We start from the raw sequence: 15,209 nt of genomic DNA on the forward strand, positions 1-15,209 counted from the left end.
TGCGCACTGTTCAAGACATGTCAATGCTATTTAAAACATAGCATCGACAAAACCGTTGATTGCGCCGCGTGGGGACTCAGGCGTGTTTGCGAACGGCGTCGGCCACCACATTGACGATGCGGTCGATGTGTTCTTTCTCGACGATGAAGGGCGGGCAGACCACCACGTTCTCGCCGGCGGGCCGCACCATGACGCCGTTGTGGAAGCATTCCATGAAGATGTCGTAGGCGCGCTTGCCCGGGCTACCTGCCACCGGGGCCAGTTCGACGGCACCGGCCAGCCCCAGGGTGCGAATGCCGATGACATTGGGCAGCCCCTTGAGGCTGCCGTGCATCGCGTCGCCCAGCACCTTGCCCATCTGGCCGGCGCGCTCGAACAGGTTTTCCTGCTGGAACAGCTCCAGCGTGGCAATCGCCGCTGCGCAGGACACCGGATGGCCTGAATAGGTGTAGCCGTGGAAGAACTCCACAGCGTATTCCGGGCTGTTGGCGCTGCCTTTCATCATGGCGTGGTAGATGCGGTCGGTGCAGATCACGCCGCCCAGCGGAATCACGCCATTCGTCACGCCCTTGGCAAAATTCAGCATGTCGGGCACGACGCCGTAGTAGTCGGCGCCAAAGTTACACCCAAGGCGGCCAAAGCCGGTGATCACCTCGTCAAAGATCAGCAAGATGCCGTGCTTGTCGCAAATCTCGCGCAGTCGCTTCAGGTAGCCCTTGGGCGGCAGGTACCAGCCGGCACTGCCGGAAATCGGCTCGACGATCACGGCGGCCACGTTGCTGGGGTCATGCAGTGGCAGGATGCGGTTTTCCAGCTCCAGCAGCAGGTCTTCGGTCCATTCAGGCTCCACGCCATTGATGTAGGCATGGCTGACCGGGTCATGGATGAAGCGCAGGTGGTCCACGCGCGGCAGCAGGGCCGCGCCATACACCTTGCGATTGGCCGGAATGCCGCCCACGCTCATGCCTCCGAACCCGACGCCGTGGTAACCCTTTTCCCGGCCGATGAACACATTGCGGTGGCCTTCACCACGCGCCCGGTGGTAGGCCAGCGCCACTTTCAGCGAGGTGTCGGCAGCCTCCGAACCGGAGTTGCAAAACAGCACCTTGTTCAAATCGCCCGGCGCCATGCCAGCGATCATTTCAGCGGCCTTGAAGGCCTGGTCGTTGCTGGCCTGGAAGGCGGTGGCGTAGTCGAGCGTGTCGAGCTGCTTCTTGATGGCTTCGTTGATCGGCTTGCGGTTGTGGCCGGCGGTGACGCACCAAAGACTGGAAATGCCGTCAATCACTTTGCGGCCGTCATGCGTCGTGAAATGCATGCCGTCGGCGGCCACGAAAATGCGCGGGTCTTTCATGAAGCTGCGGTTGGGCGTGAACGGCAGCCACTGGTGGTCCATGTTGAAGTTCTGATAAGCCATATCGAGTCTCCCAAGGTGCGGTGAAAAATGAAGCCGGCGAATGCGGGTTGAAACTGCATTCTGGCACTCTTGCACGGTGGCGCAGTGCAAAAATCGGCCGCCAGCGCGGCAAACACAGGCCACCTGCGACAATTCACCGCTTATGAATCACGCTTATATCCTGACCCTTTCATGCCCTGACCGCCGGGGCATCGTGCATGCCGTATCGGGCTTTCTTTTCGAGCATGGCGGCAATATTGAAGAGGCGGCGCAGTACAACGACCAGGGCACGGGACTGTTTTTCATGCGCGTGCAGTTTGCCTGCGTCCAGCTCGCCCACGAAGAACTCTCCAGCCGGCTGAAAACCTTCGCCGAGCCCTTGCAGATGAAATGGAAACTGCACGACAGCGCGCAGCCGATGCGCACCGTGATTCTGGTCAGCAAGGAAGGCCACTGCCTGAACGACCTGCTGTTTCGCTGGAAATCGGGCCTGCTGCCGGTGGATGTGCGCGCCATCGTCTCCAACCACCGCGAGTTCTACCAGCTGGCGGCCAGCTACAACATTCCGTTTCACCACCTGCCGGTCAGCGCCGCCACCAAGGCGCAGGTCGAGGCGAAACAGCTGGAGATCATCGAGTCCGAAGGCGCCGAGCTGGTGGTGCTGGCGCGCTACATGCAGATCCTGTCGAACGACCTGTGCAAGAAACTCGCTGGCCGGGCCATCAACATCCACCATTCTTTCCTGCCCAGTTTCAAGGGGGCAAAACCCTATTACCAGGCGCACGACCGGGGCGTAAAACTGATAGGCGCCACGGCGCACTACGTGACCGCCGACCTGGACGAGGGGCCGATCATCGAGCAGGATGTGGCCCGGGCCGACCACGGCATGACCGTGGACGACCTGACGGCGATGGGCCGGGACACCGAAAGCCAGGTGCTGGCTAGAGCCGTGAAATGGCACAGCGAACACCGCGTGGTGCTGAACGGCCACAAAACCGTGATTTTCAAATAGGCACACCGCATGGCAACTGCTGAAACTCCTTCCGCACAGACGGGCGTCCCGCCCTTTGTGCGGGGACCTGTGCCGATGGAGGCCTACGCAGTGCCCAGCGCGGCCGCCAAGCGCATACCGCCGATCCAGTGCCTGCTGACGTTTGAAGCGCTGGCGCGGTTGCGCAGCGTCACCCTGTCGGCCGAAGAATTGTGTGTCACACCCAGCGCCGTCAGCCACCGGGTCAAGCAGCTGGAGCAGATCATCGGCACCAAGTTGTTTGGCCGGGCCGATTTTTCACTGACCACCGAGGGCAGCGAATACCTGGCGCATGTGCGCGAAGGCCTGGCCACGCTGCAGAAGTTTCCCGGCACGGCCGGCCAGAGCGCCACGCCGGGCAAACGCAAGCTGCGCCTGGCGGTCACGCCGACGTTTGCGCGCTCCGTGCTGATTCCGCGCCTGCGCCAGTTCACCGACGCCTACCCCGAGATCGACCTGACGCTGCAGGTGTCGATTCCACTGCTGGACGTGGTGGCCGAAGAATCCGACCTGATCGTGCGCTTCGGCACCGGCCGCTATGCCGACCTGGAGCATGTCTGCCTGCTGAACGACGAAGTCACGCCGCTGGCCTCCCCTTCTTTCGTTCGTGAGCATGGTCCGTTCGAGGCAGCAGAAGACCTGCTCGGCGAAAACCTGTTGCGCTCCCCGCTGGAGCCTTGGCGCATCTGGTTTGCCGCCAACAAGCTGGATTGGCCCGAGCCGGTCGAAGGCTCGCAGTTCAACGACATCGGCCTGATGTGCGACTGCGCCGCTGCCGGCATGGGCATTGCTTTGGTGCGCCTGAAGCTGGGCGCACCCTGGCTGGAAAACGGCTCGCTGGTACGGCTGGACACCAACGAAGTTTTCAGCCGCAAGGTGCCCAGCCCGCATGCGCACTACCTGTGCTGGCGCACCGGCACCATGGACCGCTGGGAATGCGCGGCGTTTGCTGACTGGCTGCGCAAGAGCCTGGTTTGAGCATCAAAACTGCCTCTTGCGCATACAGCACGGGCACATAAAGCTATTAATATGATAGCAATCAGATTTCTGGCACTTCCACAAACAACTGCGCCGCGCTGAGTTCCAGCGCCACCTTGCCGCCCCGGGCAAAAGGGTGCAGCACCCACAACCCGTTATCGCGCTTGCGCAAACAGTCGGTGCTGCGCGTGTCCATGTCAATCAGCACCTATTCTTTCAGGCTGGCAAGGCGGCGGTGGTGGCTGAATTTGAGTCCTCCGGTTCTAGGCAGCGGTGCTGGGCAAGAACACTTCGGCGATCAGTTTGGGTTCGATCTTGACCATGGCGCTGGCCAGATCGAGCGCGCTGCAGGTCACCAGCACGTCGGGTTAAAAAGTAGCTGTTGGCAGCGGCGGTACAAACAGGGTTTTGGGCGGATTGGGCCATGGCGATGTCCTTTGCGTGAATCGATGGAAAGTCACTATGAAGCGGTGTCAAAGCCTGGCGTGCTTGTCAGCCCCACGATGCCATCCGCTTGATGGGAAAACGCCAGAGCCTTGACGCAAAAAATGCGCCGCCAATTTCCGCTCCGTCCACATGCCGCATTTCACGCCGGGTTTTAAAAATCTTCACCCCGGCTAAGGCGGCTTGGACTAAAGTCAGGTTTCACTGATGGAACCTGACCATGAACGCACCCGCCTCTTCCCAGCAACGCTCTTCACTCCAACGCGCCGAGCGCCAGGCGCAAGTCGTCCGCGCCCTGGAGGCGGTATTGCCCAAACATGCGCTGCTCTGGAACAGTGAAGACACCACGCCCTACGAATGCGACGGGCTGACCGCCTACCGCGAGCGGCCGCTGGTGGTCGCCCTGCCGGAAACCTATGCCGAGGTGCAGGCGGTGCTCAAGACCTGCCATGCACTCGATGTGCCGGTGGTGGCGCGCGGCGCGGGCACCGGGCTGTCGGGTGGCGCCATGCCGCACCGGTTGGGCGTGACGCTGTCGCTGGCCAAGTTCAACAAGATCCTGAAGGTCGATGCGGCGAGCCGCACGGCGCTGGTGCAGGGCGGCGTGCGCAACCTGGCGATTTCCGAAGCCGCCGCGCCGCATGGCCTGTACTACGCGCCCGACCCGTCCAGCCAGATTGCCTGCACCATTGGCGGCAACGTCGCCGAGAACTCGGGCGGCGTGCATTGCCTGAAATACGGCCTGACGGTGCACAACGTATTGAAGGTCAAGGGTTTCACCATTGAAGGCGACGAGGTGGAATTTGGCGGCGATGCGCTGGACGCGCCGGGCTACGACCTGCTGGCCATCGTGATCGGCAGCGAAGGCATGCTGGCCGTGACCACCGAGGTCACCGTCAAGCTGATTCCCAAGCCGCAACTGGCGCGCTGCATCATGGCCAGCTTTGACGACCTGCGCAAGGCCGGCGATGCGGTGGCCGGCGTGATTGCCGCCGGCATCATTCCGGCCGGGCTGGAAATGATGGACAAGCCGATGACGGCAGCAGTCGAGGATTTCGTGCATGCCGGTTACGACCTGACGGCAGCAGCGATCCTGCTGTGCGAAAGCGACGGCACGCCGGAAGAAGTCGAAGAGGAAATCGGCCGCATGAGCGCGGTGCTGGAACGCTTCGGCGCCACGGCCATCACCGTCAGCCAGAACGAAGCCGAACGGCTGCGCTTCTGGAGCGGACGCAAGAATGCCTTTCCCGCGTCGGGCCGCATCAGCCCCGACTACATGTGCATGGACTCGACGATTCCGCGCAAGCGCCTGGCCGATATTTTGCTGGCAATTGCCGACATGGAAATCAAGTACGGCCTGCGCTGCGCCAATGTGTTCCACGCGGGCGACGGCAACCTGCACCCGTTGATCATGTTCGACGCCAACGATGCCGACCAGCTGCACCGCTGCGAATTGTTCGGCGCCGACATTCTGGAAACCAGCGTGGCCATGGGCGGCACCGTCACGGGCGAGCATGGCGTGGGCGTGGAAAAGCTCAATTCGATGTGCGTGCAATTCTCAGCCGAGGAGAACGAGCAGATGTTCGGCGTGAAGCGCGCGTTTGACCCGAAAAGCCTGCTCAATCCGGGCAAGGTGATCCCGACGCTGAACCGCTGCGCCGAGTATGGAAAAATGCTGGTGCGCGGCGGCAAGATTTCACACCCTGACCTGCCGCGTTTTTGAAACCTGCCGCGCCATTGCGCCCATGATTCCGTTGAAAAATCAGTCAGTCACACACCGTGAAGCCTGAGAACAGGCGGTGGCTTGGCACGGCAGGAAAATGACCTGTCGGATTGATCTGGAAATGGAATGACATGAATCCCCTGCGCGGAATGATGTGGCTGTTGATTTTTCAGTCGGCAGGTGAACTGCTGGGGCGTGGCCTGGCACTGCCGCTGCCCGGTCCGGTGATTGGCATGGTGTTGCTGTTGCTGGCGCTGCGCTGGCCAGCCATTCAGGAGCCGGTAGGGGCATGCGCGGAATTTTTGCTCTCACACCTTTCACTACTGTTTGTTCCGGTGGGCGTGGGCGTGATGACCCATCTTTCACTGGTAAGCCAATACGGAATCCGCATGTTGGCTGTCGTCGTGTTGTCCACCGTGGCCGGACTGGCAGTGACAGTGCTGACACTGCACCTGCTCAGGGATCGAGGCCATGGTCCGACAGCAATCACGGCTTCGGCAAAGGATGGCGATGTCTGATTTTGTCCAGCTGTGGGTTTATCTTTCGACCACGCCGCTGTTCGGCCTGACCGCGACGCTGATGGTGTATGTGCTGGCACATGCCCTTTACGTTCGTGCCGGTCATGGGCCGTGGGCGAATCCGGTGCTCTGGTCGGTCGTGATATTGGCCTGCGGACTGCTAGGCACCGGCGTGTCGTATCCGACCTACTTTGCCGGCGCGCAATTCATACACTTTCTGCTGGGCCCTGCGGTTGTGGCGTTGGCCTGGCCGCTTTGGCTGCGCCGCACCGAATTGCGTCAGCGTTGGGGTCGGCTACTGGTGGCGGCACTCGCCGGGGGAAGCGTAGCGGCGCTCTCGTCATTGCTGCTCGGATGGATGCTTGACCTGCCAAGGGAACTGATTCTTTCGCTGGTGCCCAAATCGGTTACCGCACCCGTTGCGATGGGCATTGCCGAGCAGATTGGCGGCATTCCTGCCCTGGCGGCGGTTTTTGCGGTGATCACCGGTCTGGTCGGCGCATTGTGCGGTAAATACTTGTTTGCCGCATTGCGCATCCCGACGACGACGCAAGGCTGGGCGGCGCGGGGCTTTGCCCTGGGAACGGCATCGCATGGTATCGGGGCAGCGCGTGCGATGCAGGTGGATGCAGATGCCGGAGCCTACGCAGGTCTGGCGCTGGGCATGCAGGTTGTGCTGGCATCGCTGCTCATTCCACTGGTTTTCAGGCTCTTTTGATCACGTTGGACTACGCTTGCCGCCAATGATCGGAAAAGGGACAAATCGAACTTGAACGACCAATGTCCAAAAAAATAGCAGCTCAAGTCCACACGACAAGCGCAAAAGCCACTATTCGATAATATTAAACAGTCATGCAGCCTGCAAACCGGACTTGGCCACCACGGCGGGCTTGAGGCTGCCGCCCTGGGTGCCAAACACAATTTCGCCCGAAAGCTGGCCGCCTTCTTCCACCACCAGCTTGCCGTAGCGGATGGTGCCGGTGACCTTGCCGGTGGCGTAGATCACCAGTTTCTGGCGAACAATCAGGTTGCCATCGAATTCTCCCCAAACTTCCGCAATCTCGACCTCGGCCGAACCCTTGAATGCGCCCTGCTCGGAAATCTGGATGACACGCGAGTTCATGGTGGCTTCCACCGTGCCTTCAACGACCAGCGTGTCACAGTCGGTAATTTCGACGCCCTTGAGCTTGATGTTGGGTCCGACCGTCAGTTTGCTGCCGCTGTCCCGTTCATTCACCGCAGGGGCAGCTGGCTCACCCGCCATCGGCCGGGTCATGTTTTGCGTTCCTGTTGCGGGGGAAGCGGAATGCACCGGGCCGGCGGGCGTTGCGCCAGGACCTGTGTAGTTGCCGCCCACAGCAGGCCGTACACCGGTGGTTGGAATTTCATTGTCGCGCTTGCCAAAAAACGGTGTTGCCATGTCATGTCCTTCAAAACCATTCATCCTACGTTGCGAAATAGGCAAAGACCTTCTGTCCGAATGCAAGATGAGTAACTAATTAATTTTTCATGCCCAAAAATCTTTCATACAAATCCCGCAGGCCACTCCATCAGAACTGAGTGTCAGTTCATTCATCAGTGCGACCCACACGCGGTGCGGACTATCTAAAAGATAGTCAGTCAAGTCACGACAGGCATCAAGTTGCACCATCAACTCCTCGGCCGCGGCAGAGCGAAACCCGCCGCCCACTTTGCAGAACGCAAAGCGTCGGCAAGCGTTTTGCACGCGCCTTGCCATCGCGTCGTGTCAAGACCCTGCAATGCTGGGGTGCGGCCAAGGTATTGCGGTCATGCATGGGTCGAGCATTGAAAAAATCGACCGGCCAAGTGGGCGCACGGCTCAAAAAATGTATGCCTGCGAAGCCATGACTTTTGCACATAATCCGCATAGAGATGTTTTTACATGCAAGCGCATTGCCCAAATGCTGCCGCTCGGCAAAAGCCTGTCTATATTGGTGTCTGAGCGCCAGACAACCCTATTTGACTTCTTCCCGTGTCATTTTCATCAGGAGTTTCATGTCCCTAGCCTCTCAACAGGCCACCCACTTACTGGCGATGGCTGAGCGCGTTGCGCAGGCCGGCAGCTGGACGATGGAACTGAAAACCCCTCAATGGGTGTCCTGCTCGACGAAATTTTCGGCCATCATCGGTCTGCTGCCAGAGCGCCTGATCACGCGTGATGAACTCACCGCCCGGTTCTCGCCAGAGTGCCGGGACCGCGTCGGATGGCTGCTTCAGCAGTGCAGCCGGCATGGCACCGGTTTTGACGAAGAAATGCAGATCGACACACCGTCCAGCAGCAAATGGGTGCGCATCGTTTGCGAAGCGGTGCATAACAAGCGCGGCCAGGTCAAGAGTCTTCAGGGCATGCTGCAGGATATTTCAGAACGCAAGCAGGCCCAGCAGGAAACGCTTCATCCGGGCATGCGCCTGACCACGACGCTGTCCACCATCACCGACGCCTTTGTCATGCTGGACCGGCAATGCTGCTTTACCCACGTGAACCAGGCAAGCGAGCAGTTGCTGCGGCATGCCAGTACCGAATTGCTGGGCAAGGAAATCTGGGAGGTTCTGGTCAACGACAAGAACCAGCGCCTGCGTCAGGAACTGCAGCGGTCAATCGCCACCGGCCGGCAGCTTGAGTTCGAAGACTTCTACCCCGGACTGGGCAAGTGGCTGGAAGTGCGCGCCGGCCCCTTTGCCGAAGGGCTGGTGGTTTACTTTCGCGATGTGAGCAAGCGGCGCAAATCGCAGGAGCAGTTGATGCTGCTGGAAACCTGCGTGTCTCGGCTCAACGACATCGTGTTGATCGCCGAAGCCCAGCCTGCGCGCAAAAAAGTGCCTTACATCGTGTTCGTCAACCACGCTTTTGAACAGCACACGGGCTACAGCCGCCATGAGGTACTGGGCCAGACGCCGCACAGACTCCTGGGGTCAGGAGCAGCGCAGGACGAATTTGAACGCATGGCCAGAATGCTGGCGCGCAAGCGGCAGGCCCGCAGCGAACTGCTGATCTACCGCAAGAACGGCAGCTGCTTCTGGCTGGAACTGGAAATCGTTCAGGTCGCCGACACGGCGGATGACTTGGCGCACTGGGTCGCTGTCGGCCGGGACATCACCCAGCGCAAGGTTGCGGCCGATGCCATTCACCAGCTGGCCTTCTACGACCCGCTGACCAGCCTGCCAAACCGGCTGATGCTGCTGAACCGCCTGGAGCAGGTGATGTCTCAAAGCGTTGACCAGCGGCGCAACGGCGCACTGATGTTCATTGACGTGGACAAGCTCAAGGTGCTGAACGACACCCTGGGCCACCACAAGGGAGATATGCTTTTGCAGCAGGTTGCTGAACGGCTGGCGGGCTGCGTTGATGACACTGACACAGTGGCGCGGCTGGGAGGCGATGAATTCGTCGTGCTGCTCGAAGACCTGGGAAACAATGCAATCGAAGCTACCGTCAAGATCCGAAAGCTGGCCGAAACAGTGCTGGAGCATTTGCGTGAGCCTTTTGATCTGTCCGGCCACCAGCACTACACCACCTCCAGCATCGGCGTGACCTCTCTCTGTGGCCCGCATGACAGCGTGAGCGAGGTGCTCAAGCAGGCCGACCTGGCGATGTACCAGGCCAAAACCACCGGCCGCAATTCGGTGTGCTTTTTTGATCCCGAAATGCAGGCGGCGGTCAATGCCAATGCCGCTGTCAGCTCGGAATTGCACGCTGGCCTGCGCAAGAAAGAGTTTGTGCTGCATTACCAGCCCCAGGTTGACCGTCAGGGCTGCGTGACGGGTGTCGAGGCTTTGCTGCGCTGGCAGCATCCGAGACGCGGGCTGGTCATGCCAGCCGACTTTATCCCGATGGCCGAGGACAGCGGCCTGATTCTGCCGCTGGGCCAGTGGGCACTGGCAACCGCCTGCGAACAACTGGCTGCCTGGGCACACTGGCCACAGGCTGCCGGCTTGAGCATCGCGGTCAATGTCAGTGTGCGCCAGTTCCGGCATCCTGATTTTGTCGACCAGGTGATGGCCGAGATTCGGCGCACTGGTGTCAAGCCCGAGCGCCTGAAGCTCGAGCTCACCGAAACCTTGCTGGCTGACGGCATAGACATCACACTGGCGCGCATGGGAACGCTCAAGGCCTTGGGCGTGACACTGGCGCTTGACGATTTCGGGATGGGCTATTCGTCGCTGTCGGTCCTTAAGCGCCTGCCGCTGGACCAACTCAAGATCGACAAGAGCTTTGTCGCGGAAGTGCTGACCGACCGGACCGATGCCGCCATTTCCCGCACCATCATTACCCTGGCGCACAGCCTGAACCTGGAAGTGGTCGCCGAAGGCGTAGAAACCCAAGCCCAGCAAGACTTCCTGGTGGCACAGGGTTGCGACCAGTTTCAGGGTTTTTTGTTTTCGCAACCCCTGCCACTGGTGGAACTCGAAGCCTACCTCATGGAACCGGGTACGCAGCGAAAGACGTTGGCCGCCCCCTTGCTGTCTGGCTAGACAGGCCTCGGGCGCCCACCGAAGATCGCCGTTCCCACGCGCACCATCGTGCTGCCAGCGTGAATCGCGGCCTCCAGGTCCGCCGACATTCCCAGCGACAGCGTGTCCATTGGCAACGCCAGTACGCCAGAGGCATTTATTTGATCGAAAAGGTCTTTTGCTCTTGCGTGCAAAGCACAAGCAGCTACGAAATCAGTAGCAGGCTCAGGGATAGCCATCAGGCCGCGCAATACCAGGCGCGGGAGCAGCGCAACCTCCCGGGCAAGCGCCAGGGCCGCCTCGGGCGCCACGCCTGACTTGTTGGTGCCGCCATCGATGTTGACCTGGAGGCAGACCTGCAGTGCGGGCAGTTCGGCCGGGCGCTGCTCGCTCAGCCGCTGCGCGATCTTCAGCCGGTCCACCGACTGCACCCAGTCAAAATGCTCGGCCACCAGCCGTGTCTTATTGCTTTGGACTGGTCCGATGCAGTGCCATTCCAGGGCGTTGGCAGCTGTAAAAAGCTTCTGGTCAGCACCGGCCAGCGCACCGCGCAAAGCCTCGATTTTGCCCACGCCTTCGGCAATATAGTTCTCGCCAAAAGCTGTTTGGCCTGCCGCCATGGCCTCCATCACTGCATCGGCGCCAAAGGTTTTTGAAACTGCCAGCAAGCGCACACTGGAAGGATCGCGTCCGCAGGCCAGGCAGGCGGCATGAATTTGGTCATTGACAAGTTGGAGATGGTGGGCAATCGTGGTCATAATCCGACTGTAAGCTCAGATTCAACCTAGAGGATTTGCCGGAATGGATATTACGCAGTTGCTGGCCTTCAGCGTCAAAAACAAGGCATCCGATCTGCACCTGTCAGCCGGCCTTCCTCCGATGATCCGGGTCCATGGTGATGTTCGCCGCATCAACATTGATCCGCTGGACCACAAGGAAGTCCACGCCATGGTGTACGACATCATGAACGACACCCAGCGCAAACAGTACGAAGAATTCCTGGAAGTTGATTTCTCTTTCGAGATCGACGGCCTTGCGCGATTTCGGGTCAACGCCTTCAACCACAACCGCGGCGCCGGGGCGGTGCTGCGAACTATTCCTTCCAAAATCCTGACGCTGGAGCAACTGGGGGCACCAAAGATTTTTGGCGATCTGGCGCTCAAGCCGCGCGGCATGGTGCTGGTCACCGGTCCAACAGGCTCGGGCAAATCGACCACACTGGCGGCCATGGTCAACTACCTGAACGAAACGGAGTACGGCCATATCCTGACGGTCGAGGACCCGATCGAGTTTGTCCATGAGTCGAAGAAATGCCTGATTAACCAGCGTGAAGTTGGCCCGCACACGCTAAGCTTTGCTGCTGCGCTGAAGTCGGCCCTGCGCGAAGACCCGGACGCCATATTGGTGGGTGAAATGCGCGACCTGGAAACCATTCGTCTGGCCATGACGGCGGCGGAAACCGGCCACCTGGTGTTTGGCACACTGCACACGTCGAGCGCCGCCAAGACCATCGACCGGATCATCGACGTGTTTCCGGCTGAGGAAAAAGAAATGATCCGCTCGATGCTGTCCGAATCGTTGCAGGCAGTGATCTCGCAAACCCTGTGCAAGACCAAGGACGGCCAGGGCCGGGTGGCCGCGCATGAAATCATGCTGGGCACCAGTGCCATCCGCAATTTGATCCGTGAAGCCAAGGTGGCGCAGATGTATTCGTCGATTCAGACGGGGAACAGCCTGGGCATGCAGACGCTGGACCAGAACCTGACTGACCTGGTCAGGCGCAATGTCATTTCTGCTGCAGAAGCTCGCGGCAAGGCCAAGATTCCCGATAACTTTCCAGGCTAGAACCGCCCCCCCCCCGTGTTCATCAGGAGAAATGCACCATGAAGGGCTTACCCGGACGGATCAGGCAAGCCACGCCAACCAGTTCCGGCGGCGACAGCCTTGTTGACACGGTTTTCTTTTCCCCCGCCTTTGCTGACCAGGGAATCGATGCGTCGTCCATGGTGCCTTGGGAAGCCCGGGCCAATGAGGTGGGCGCCAAGCGCTTGGCAGCGGGACGCGGCAGCAAATTGCTGGACAAACTGTGGAGCCCGGACAACCTTATGGCACGCTTGGGGCCAGATGCCTTGCAACGCCTGAAGGCATTCCTTGTCTTCGCTGCGCTTCCGGCCAATCAGGACGTGATTCGTCAGCACGAGTACGGCAACTCCATGCCGGTGTTGCTGAGTGGCAGCATTGCCATGGACCGCGAGCAGCCTTGGGGCGAGCGTCTGCACCTGACCGAAGCACGGCTGGGCGAAATGTCGCTGCTCGACAGCGGCCCGCGGTTTTCCGTTTGCTCCTCGCTGACTGATTGCGCTACTAAGCGCACAGAGGCTCGACGAAATGATGGGGACCGACCCTGCGCTGACGGCTTGCCTGATCGCCTTACTGGCCCGCAAGCTTTCGCGCCGCATGCGGGTCGTGAGCGCCCGGCTCAGCGAGCAGCAGAGCTAATCGGGTGCTCTCTCATCCGCTGACAACACACAGGAGAACGTATGGAACGAGACCAGGCCAGTAAATTCATCAACGACCTTCTGCGACTCATGGTCAACCGTGGCGGCAGCGACCTTTTCCTGACAGGAGAATTTCCGCCTGCCATCAAGGTTGATGGCAAACTGACCAAAGTGTCCTCCCAGCCGCTCAATGCCAGCCACACGCTGACGCTGGCACGCGCCATCATGAATGACAAGCAGGCGGCCGAGTTTGAGCGCACCAAGGAATGCAACTTTGCCATCTCGCCGCCCGGTATTGGCCGTTTTCGTATCAATGCCTTCATGCAGCAGGGCAAGGTCGGCATGGTGATACGCGTCATTCCAGCGATGCTTCCCACACTGGACGGCCTGGGTTTGCCGCCAGTACTGAAGGACGTGGTGATGGCCAAGCGGGGCTTGGTCATTCTGGTTGGCGCCACTGGTGCCGGAAAGTCAACCACCATGGCGGCCATGCTGGACTGGCGCAACGAGCAGTCCTACGGCCACATCCTGACGATTGAAGATCCGGTGGAGTTTGTCCATCCGCACAAAAACTGCGTGGTGACCCAGCGCGAGGTCGGACTCGATACAGACAGTTGGGCCTCGGCGCTGAAAAACTCGATGCGCCAGGCGCCTGACGTGATCGTGATGGGCGAGATCCGAGACCGTGAAAGCATGGAGCATGCGCTGGCTTTTTCAGAAACCGGCCATTTGTGCCTGGCCACGCTGCATGCCAACAGTGCCAACCAGGCGATGGACCGCATCATCAACTTTTTCCCGGAAGAGCGCCGCACGCAGTTGCTGATGGACCTGTCGCTCAATCTCAAGGCGGTGGTGTCCCAGCGCCTGGTCCCCCGGCAGGACAGCAAGGGGCGGTTTGCGGCAGTCGAGGTGATGCTCAATTCCCCGCTGATCTCCGACCTCATCTTCAAGGGTGATGTCAACGAGATCAAGGAAATCATGAAGAAAAGCCGCAACATGGGCATGCAGACCTTTGACCAGTCGCTGTTCGATGCTTTTGAAGGCAACCATATCCTGTATGAAGACGCCCTGCGCAACGCCGATTCGGTTAACGACCTTCGGCTGCAGATCAAGCTTTATTCGCAGCGTGCCAAGTCAACCGACCTGTCGGCTGGAACCGAACATTTTGCGATTGTGTGAATTTTTTAACCGCTTTATTGAACCCCATGACCATCCTCACGACCAAGCACTACGCGCCCTCCATTTCCTGCAGAGTCGCCTTTCTCGGGCTGGGCGTCATGGGTTACCCCATGGCCGGACATCTGGCGCTGGCGGGCCACGACGTCACGGTGTACAACCGCAGCGCCCCCAAGGCCCAGGGATGGCGCGATGAATTCAAGGGCGCTTCCGCCGCCATACCGCGCGAAGCCGCAGCGGGTGCAGACATGGTGTTTTGCTGCGTTGGCAACGACGACGACCTGCGCTCCGTCACGCTGGGCGCGGACGGCGCGTTTGCCGGCATGAAGCCGGGCGCCATCTTTGTCGACCACACCACGGCGTCAGCGACCGTTGCCTGCGAGCTTTACAGCGCGGCGAAAGCCATCGGCCTGCAGTTCATTGACGCACCGGTCTCGGGCGGCCAGGCTGGCGCTGAAAACGGCGCGCTCACGGTCATGTGCGGCGGCGATGCGGCGGCGTTTGATGCGGCCCGGCCGGTCGGCATGGCCTTTTCAAAAGCCTTCACCCTGATGGGCGAGGCAGGCGCTGGCCAGCTGACCAAAATGGTCAACCAGATCTGCATTGCCGGCTTGGTTCAGGGCCTGAGCGAAGCGGTGGCTTTTGGCCAGAAGGCCGGGCTTGACGTGAACCAGGTGTTAGAGGTGATTGGCAAGGGTGCTGCGCAAAGCTGGCAGCTCGACAACCGCGGCAAGACCATGGTCGACGACAAGTTTGACTTTGGCTTCGCGGTGGACTGGATGCGCAAGGACTTGGGTCTGGTGCTTGACGAAGCCAAGCGCAATGGCGCCCGGCTGCCAGTCACGGCGCTGGTGGACCAGTTTTATGCCGATGTGCAGGCAATGGGCGGCCAGCGCTGGGATACGTCCAGCCTGGTCAAACGACTGAGGTAACACTAAGCGGCTTCTTGCAGCGGCCCGGCTTGCCTGCGATG

The 15,209-nt window shown here is 60.3% G+C and carries 13 protein-coding genes and 1 pseudogene; 10 read left to right on the top strand and 4 right to left on the bottom strand.

Annotated elements, in window-relative coordinates:
* Nucleotides 1-76 precede the first annotated feature (76 nt).
* Complete coding sequence (locus IWX87_RS10185) at nucleotides 77-1,417, bottom strand: aminotransferase class III-fold pyridoxal phosphate-dependent enzyme (protein ID WP_196863410.1); 1,341 nt, start codon at nucleotides 1,415-1,417, stop codon at nucleotides 77-79.
* A 142-nt stretch (nucleotides 1,418-1,559) separates the two neighbouring features.
* On the opposite strand from IWX87_RS10185, the gene purU reads away from it, so the two are divergent.
* Both purU and IWX87_RS10195 read left to right on the top strand, forming a co-directional pair.
* Nucleotides 1,560-2,408 (top strand): formyltetrahydrofolate deformylase, encoded by an 849-nt coding sequence (gene purU, locus IWX87_RS10190; protein ID WP_196863411.1) that lies wholly within the window; start codon nucleotides 1,560-1,562, stop codon nucleotides 2,406-2,408.
* 75 nt (nucleotides 2,409-2,483) lie between these two features.
* Nucleotides 2,484-3,404 (top strand): LysR substrate-binding domain-containing protein, encoded by a 921-nt coding sequence (locus IWX87_RS10195; RefSeq protein ID WP_196863484.1) that lies wholly within the window; start codon nucleotides 2,484-2,486, stop codon nucleotides 3,402-3,404.
* Between the two features lie 61 nt (nucleotides 3,405-3,465).
* Here IWX87_RS10195 and IWX87_RS10200 read toward each other — a convergent pair whose 3' ends face one another.
* Nucleotides 3,466-3,612 carry a hypothetical protein gene (locus IWX87_RS10200; RefSeq protein ID WP_196863412.1) on the bottom strand — a complete coding sequence of 49 codons (147 nt, stop codon included), beginning with the start codon at nucleotides 3,610-3,612 and terminating at the stop codon, nucleotides 3,466-3,468.
* A gap of 456 nt (nucleotides 3,613-4,068) precedes the next feature.
* On the opposite strand from IWX87_RS10200, the gene IWX87_RS10205 reads away from it, so the two are divergent.
* The 3 genes from IWX87_RS10205 (at nucleotide 4,069) to IWX87_RS10215 (ending at nucleotide 6,807) form a co-directional block, all read left to right on the top strand.
* The gene (locus IWX87_RS10205) at nucleotides 4,069-5,571 is read left to right on the top strand and encodes an FAD-linked oxidase C-terminal domain-containing protein (RefSeq protein WP_196863413.1); all 1,503 of its coding nucleotides are present in this window, start codon (nucleotides 4,069-4,071) and stop codon (nucleotides 5,569-5,571) included.
* Nucleotides 5,572-5,702: 131 nt separating this feature from the next.
* Complete coding sequence (locus IWX87_RS10210; RefSeq protein ID WP_196863414.1) at nucleotides 5,703-6,089, top strand: CidA/LrgA family protein; 387 nt, start codon at nucleotides 5,703-5,705, stop codon at nucleotides 6,087-6,089.
* A complete protein-coding gene (locus tag IWX87_RS10215; protein WP_196863415.1) occupies nucleotides 6,082-6,807 on the top strand; it encodes an LrgB family protein in 726 nt (241 codons plus the stop codon). The genes IWX87_RS10210 and IWX87_RS10215 overlap by 8 nt, the downstream gene beginning before the upstream one ends.
* A 132-nt stretch (nucleotides 6,808-6,939) precedes the next feature.
* On the opposite strand, the gene IWX87_RS10220 is transcribed toward IWX87_RS10215, so the two are convergent.
* On the bottom strand, nucleotides 6,940-7,509 hold the full coding sequence (locus tag IWX87_RS10220) for a polymer-forming cytoskeletal protein (protein ID WP_196863416.1): 570 nt from the start codon (nucleotides 7,507-7,509) through the stop codon (nucleotides 6,940-6,942).
* Nucleotides 7,510-8,105: 596 nt separating this feature from the next.
* On the opposite strand from IWX87_RS10220, the gene IWX87_RS10225 reads away from it, so the two are divergent.
* Entirely contained in the window at nucleotides 8,106-10,583 is a 2,478-nt protein-coding gene (locus tag IWX87_RS10225; protein ID WP_196863417.1) for a bifunctional diguanylate cyclase/phosphodiesterase, read from the top strand.
* On the opposite strand, the gene IWX87_RS10230 is transcribed toward IWX87_RS10225, so the two are convergent.
* A complete protein-coding gene (locus tag IWX87_RS10230) occupies nucleotides 10,580-11,320 on the bottom strand; it encodes a YggS family pyridoxal phosphate-dependent enzyme (RefSeq protein ID WP_196863418.1) in 741 nt (246 codons plus the stop codon). The two genes, IWX87_RS10225 and IWX87_RS10230, sit on opposite strands and share 4 nt — an antisense overlap.
* A 43-nt stretch (nucleotides 11,321-11,363) precedes the next feature.
* Here IWX87_RS10230 and IWX87_RS10235 point away from each other — a divergent pair, with 43 nt between their 5' ends.
* From IWX87_RS10235 to IWX87_RS10250, 4 genes and pseudogenes are all read left to right on the top strand, one after another.
* Entirely contained in the window at nucleotides 11,364-12,407 is a 1,044-nt protein-coding gene (locus IWX87_RS10235) for a type IV pilus twitching motility protein PilT (RefSeq protein ID WP_196863419.1), read from the top strand.
* A gap of 38 nt (nucleotides 12,408-12,445) precedes the next feature.
* Nucleotides 12,446-13,061: pseudogene (locus tag IWX87_RS10240) on the top strand (Crp/Fnr family transcriptional regulator).
* A gap of 41 nt (nucleotides 13,062-13,102) precedes the next feature.
* On the top strand, nucleotides 13,103-14,239 hold the full coding sequence (locus tag IWX87_RS10245; protein WP_196863420.1) for a PilT/PilU family type 4a pilus ATPase: 1,137 nt from the start codon (nucleotides 13,103-13,105) through the stop codon (nucleotides 14,237-14,239).
* 26 nt (nucleotides 14,240-14,265) lie between these two features.
* A complete protein-coding gene (locus IWX87_RS10250) occupies nucleotides 14,266-15,168 on the top strand; it encodes an NAD(P)-dependent oxidoreductase (RefSeq protein ID WP_196863421.1) in 903 nt (300 codons plus the stop codon).
* Nucleotides 15,169-15,209: the final 41 nt, after the last annotated feature.

The sequence above is a fragment of the Polaromonas sp. CG_9.7 genome (assembly GCF_015752205.1).
In the GTDB taxonomy this organism is placed as follows: Bacteria; Pseudomonadota; Gammaproteobacteria; order Burkholderiales; family Burkholderiaceae_C; genus Polaromonas.

Coding starts and splice junctions, on each gene's coding strand:
- IWX87_RS10185 (WP_196863410.1), bottom strand. CDS start 1,417: ATGGCTTATCAGAACTTCAACATGGACCACCAGTGGCTGCCGTTCACG.
- purU (WP_196863411.1), top strand. CDS start 1,560: ATGAATCACGCTTATATCCTGACCCTTTCATGCCCTGACCGCCGGGGC.
- IWX87_RS10195 (WP_196863484.1), top strand. CDS start 2,484: ATGGAGGCCTACGCAGTGCCCAGCGCGGCCGCCAAGCGCATACCGCCG.
- IWX87_RS10205 (WP_196863413.1), top strand. CDS start 4,069: ATGAACGCACCCGCCTCTTCCCAGCAACGCTCTTCACTCCAACGCGCC.
- IWX87_RS10210 (WP_196863414.1), top strand. CDS start 5,703: ATGAATCCCCTGCGCGGAATGATGTGGCTGTTGATTTTTCAGTCGGCA.
- IWX87_RS10215 (WP_196863415.1), top strand. CDS start 6,082: ATGTCTGATTTTGTCCAGCTGTGGGTTTATCTTTCGACCACGCCGCTG.
- IWX87_RS10220 (WP_196863416.1), bottom strand. CDS start 7,509: ATGGCAACACCGTTTTTTGGCAAGCGCGACAATGAAATTCCAACCACC.
- IWX87_RS10225 (WP_196863417.1), top strand. CDS start 8,106: ATGTCCCTAGCCTCTCAACAGGCCACCCACTTACTGGCGATGGCTGAG.
- IWX87_RS10230 (WP_196863418.1), bottom strand. CDS start 11,320: ATGACCACGATTGCCCACCATCTCCAACTTGTCAATGACCAAATTCAT.
- IWX87_RS10235 (WP_196863419.1), top strand. CDS start 11,364: ATGGATATTACGCAGTTGCTGGCCTTCAGCGTCAAAAACAAGGCATCC.
- IWX87_RS10245 (WP_196863420.1), top strand. CDS start 13,103: ATGGAACGAGACCAGGCCAGTAAATTCATCAACGACCTTCTGCGACTC.
- IWX87_RS10250 (WP_196863421.1), top strand. CDS start 14,266: ATGACCATCCTCACGACCAAGCACTACGCGCCCTCCATTTCCTGCAGA.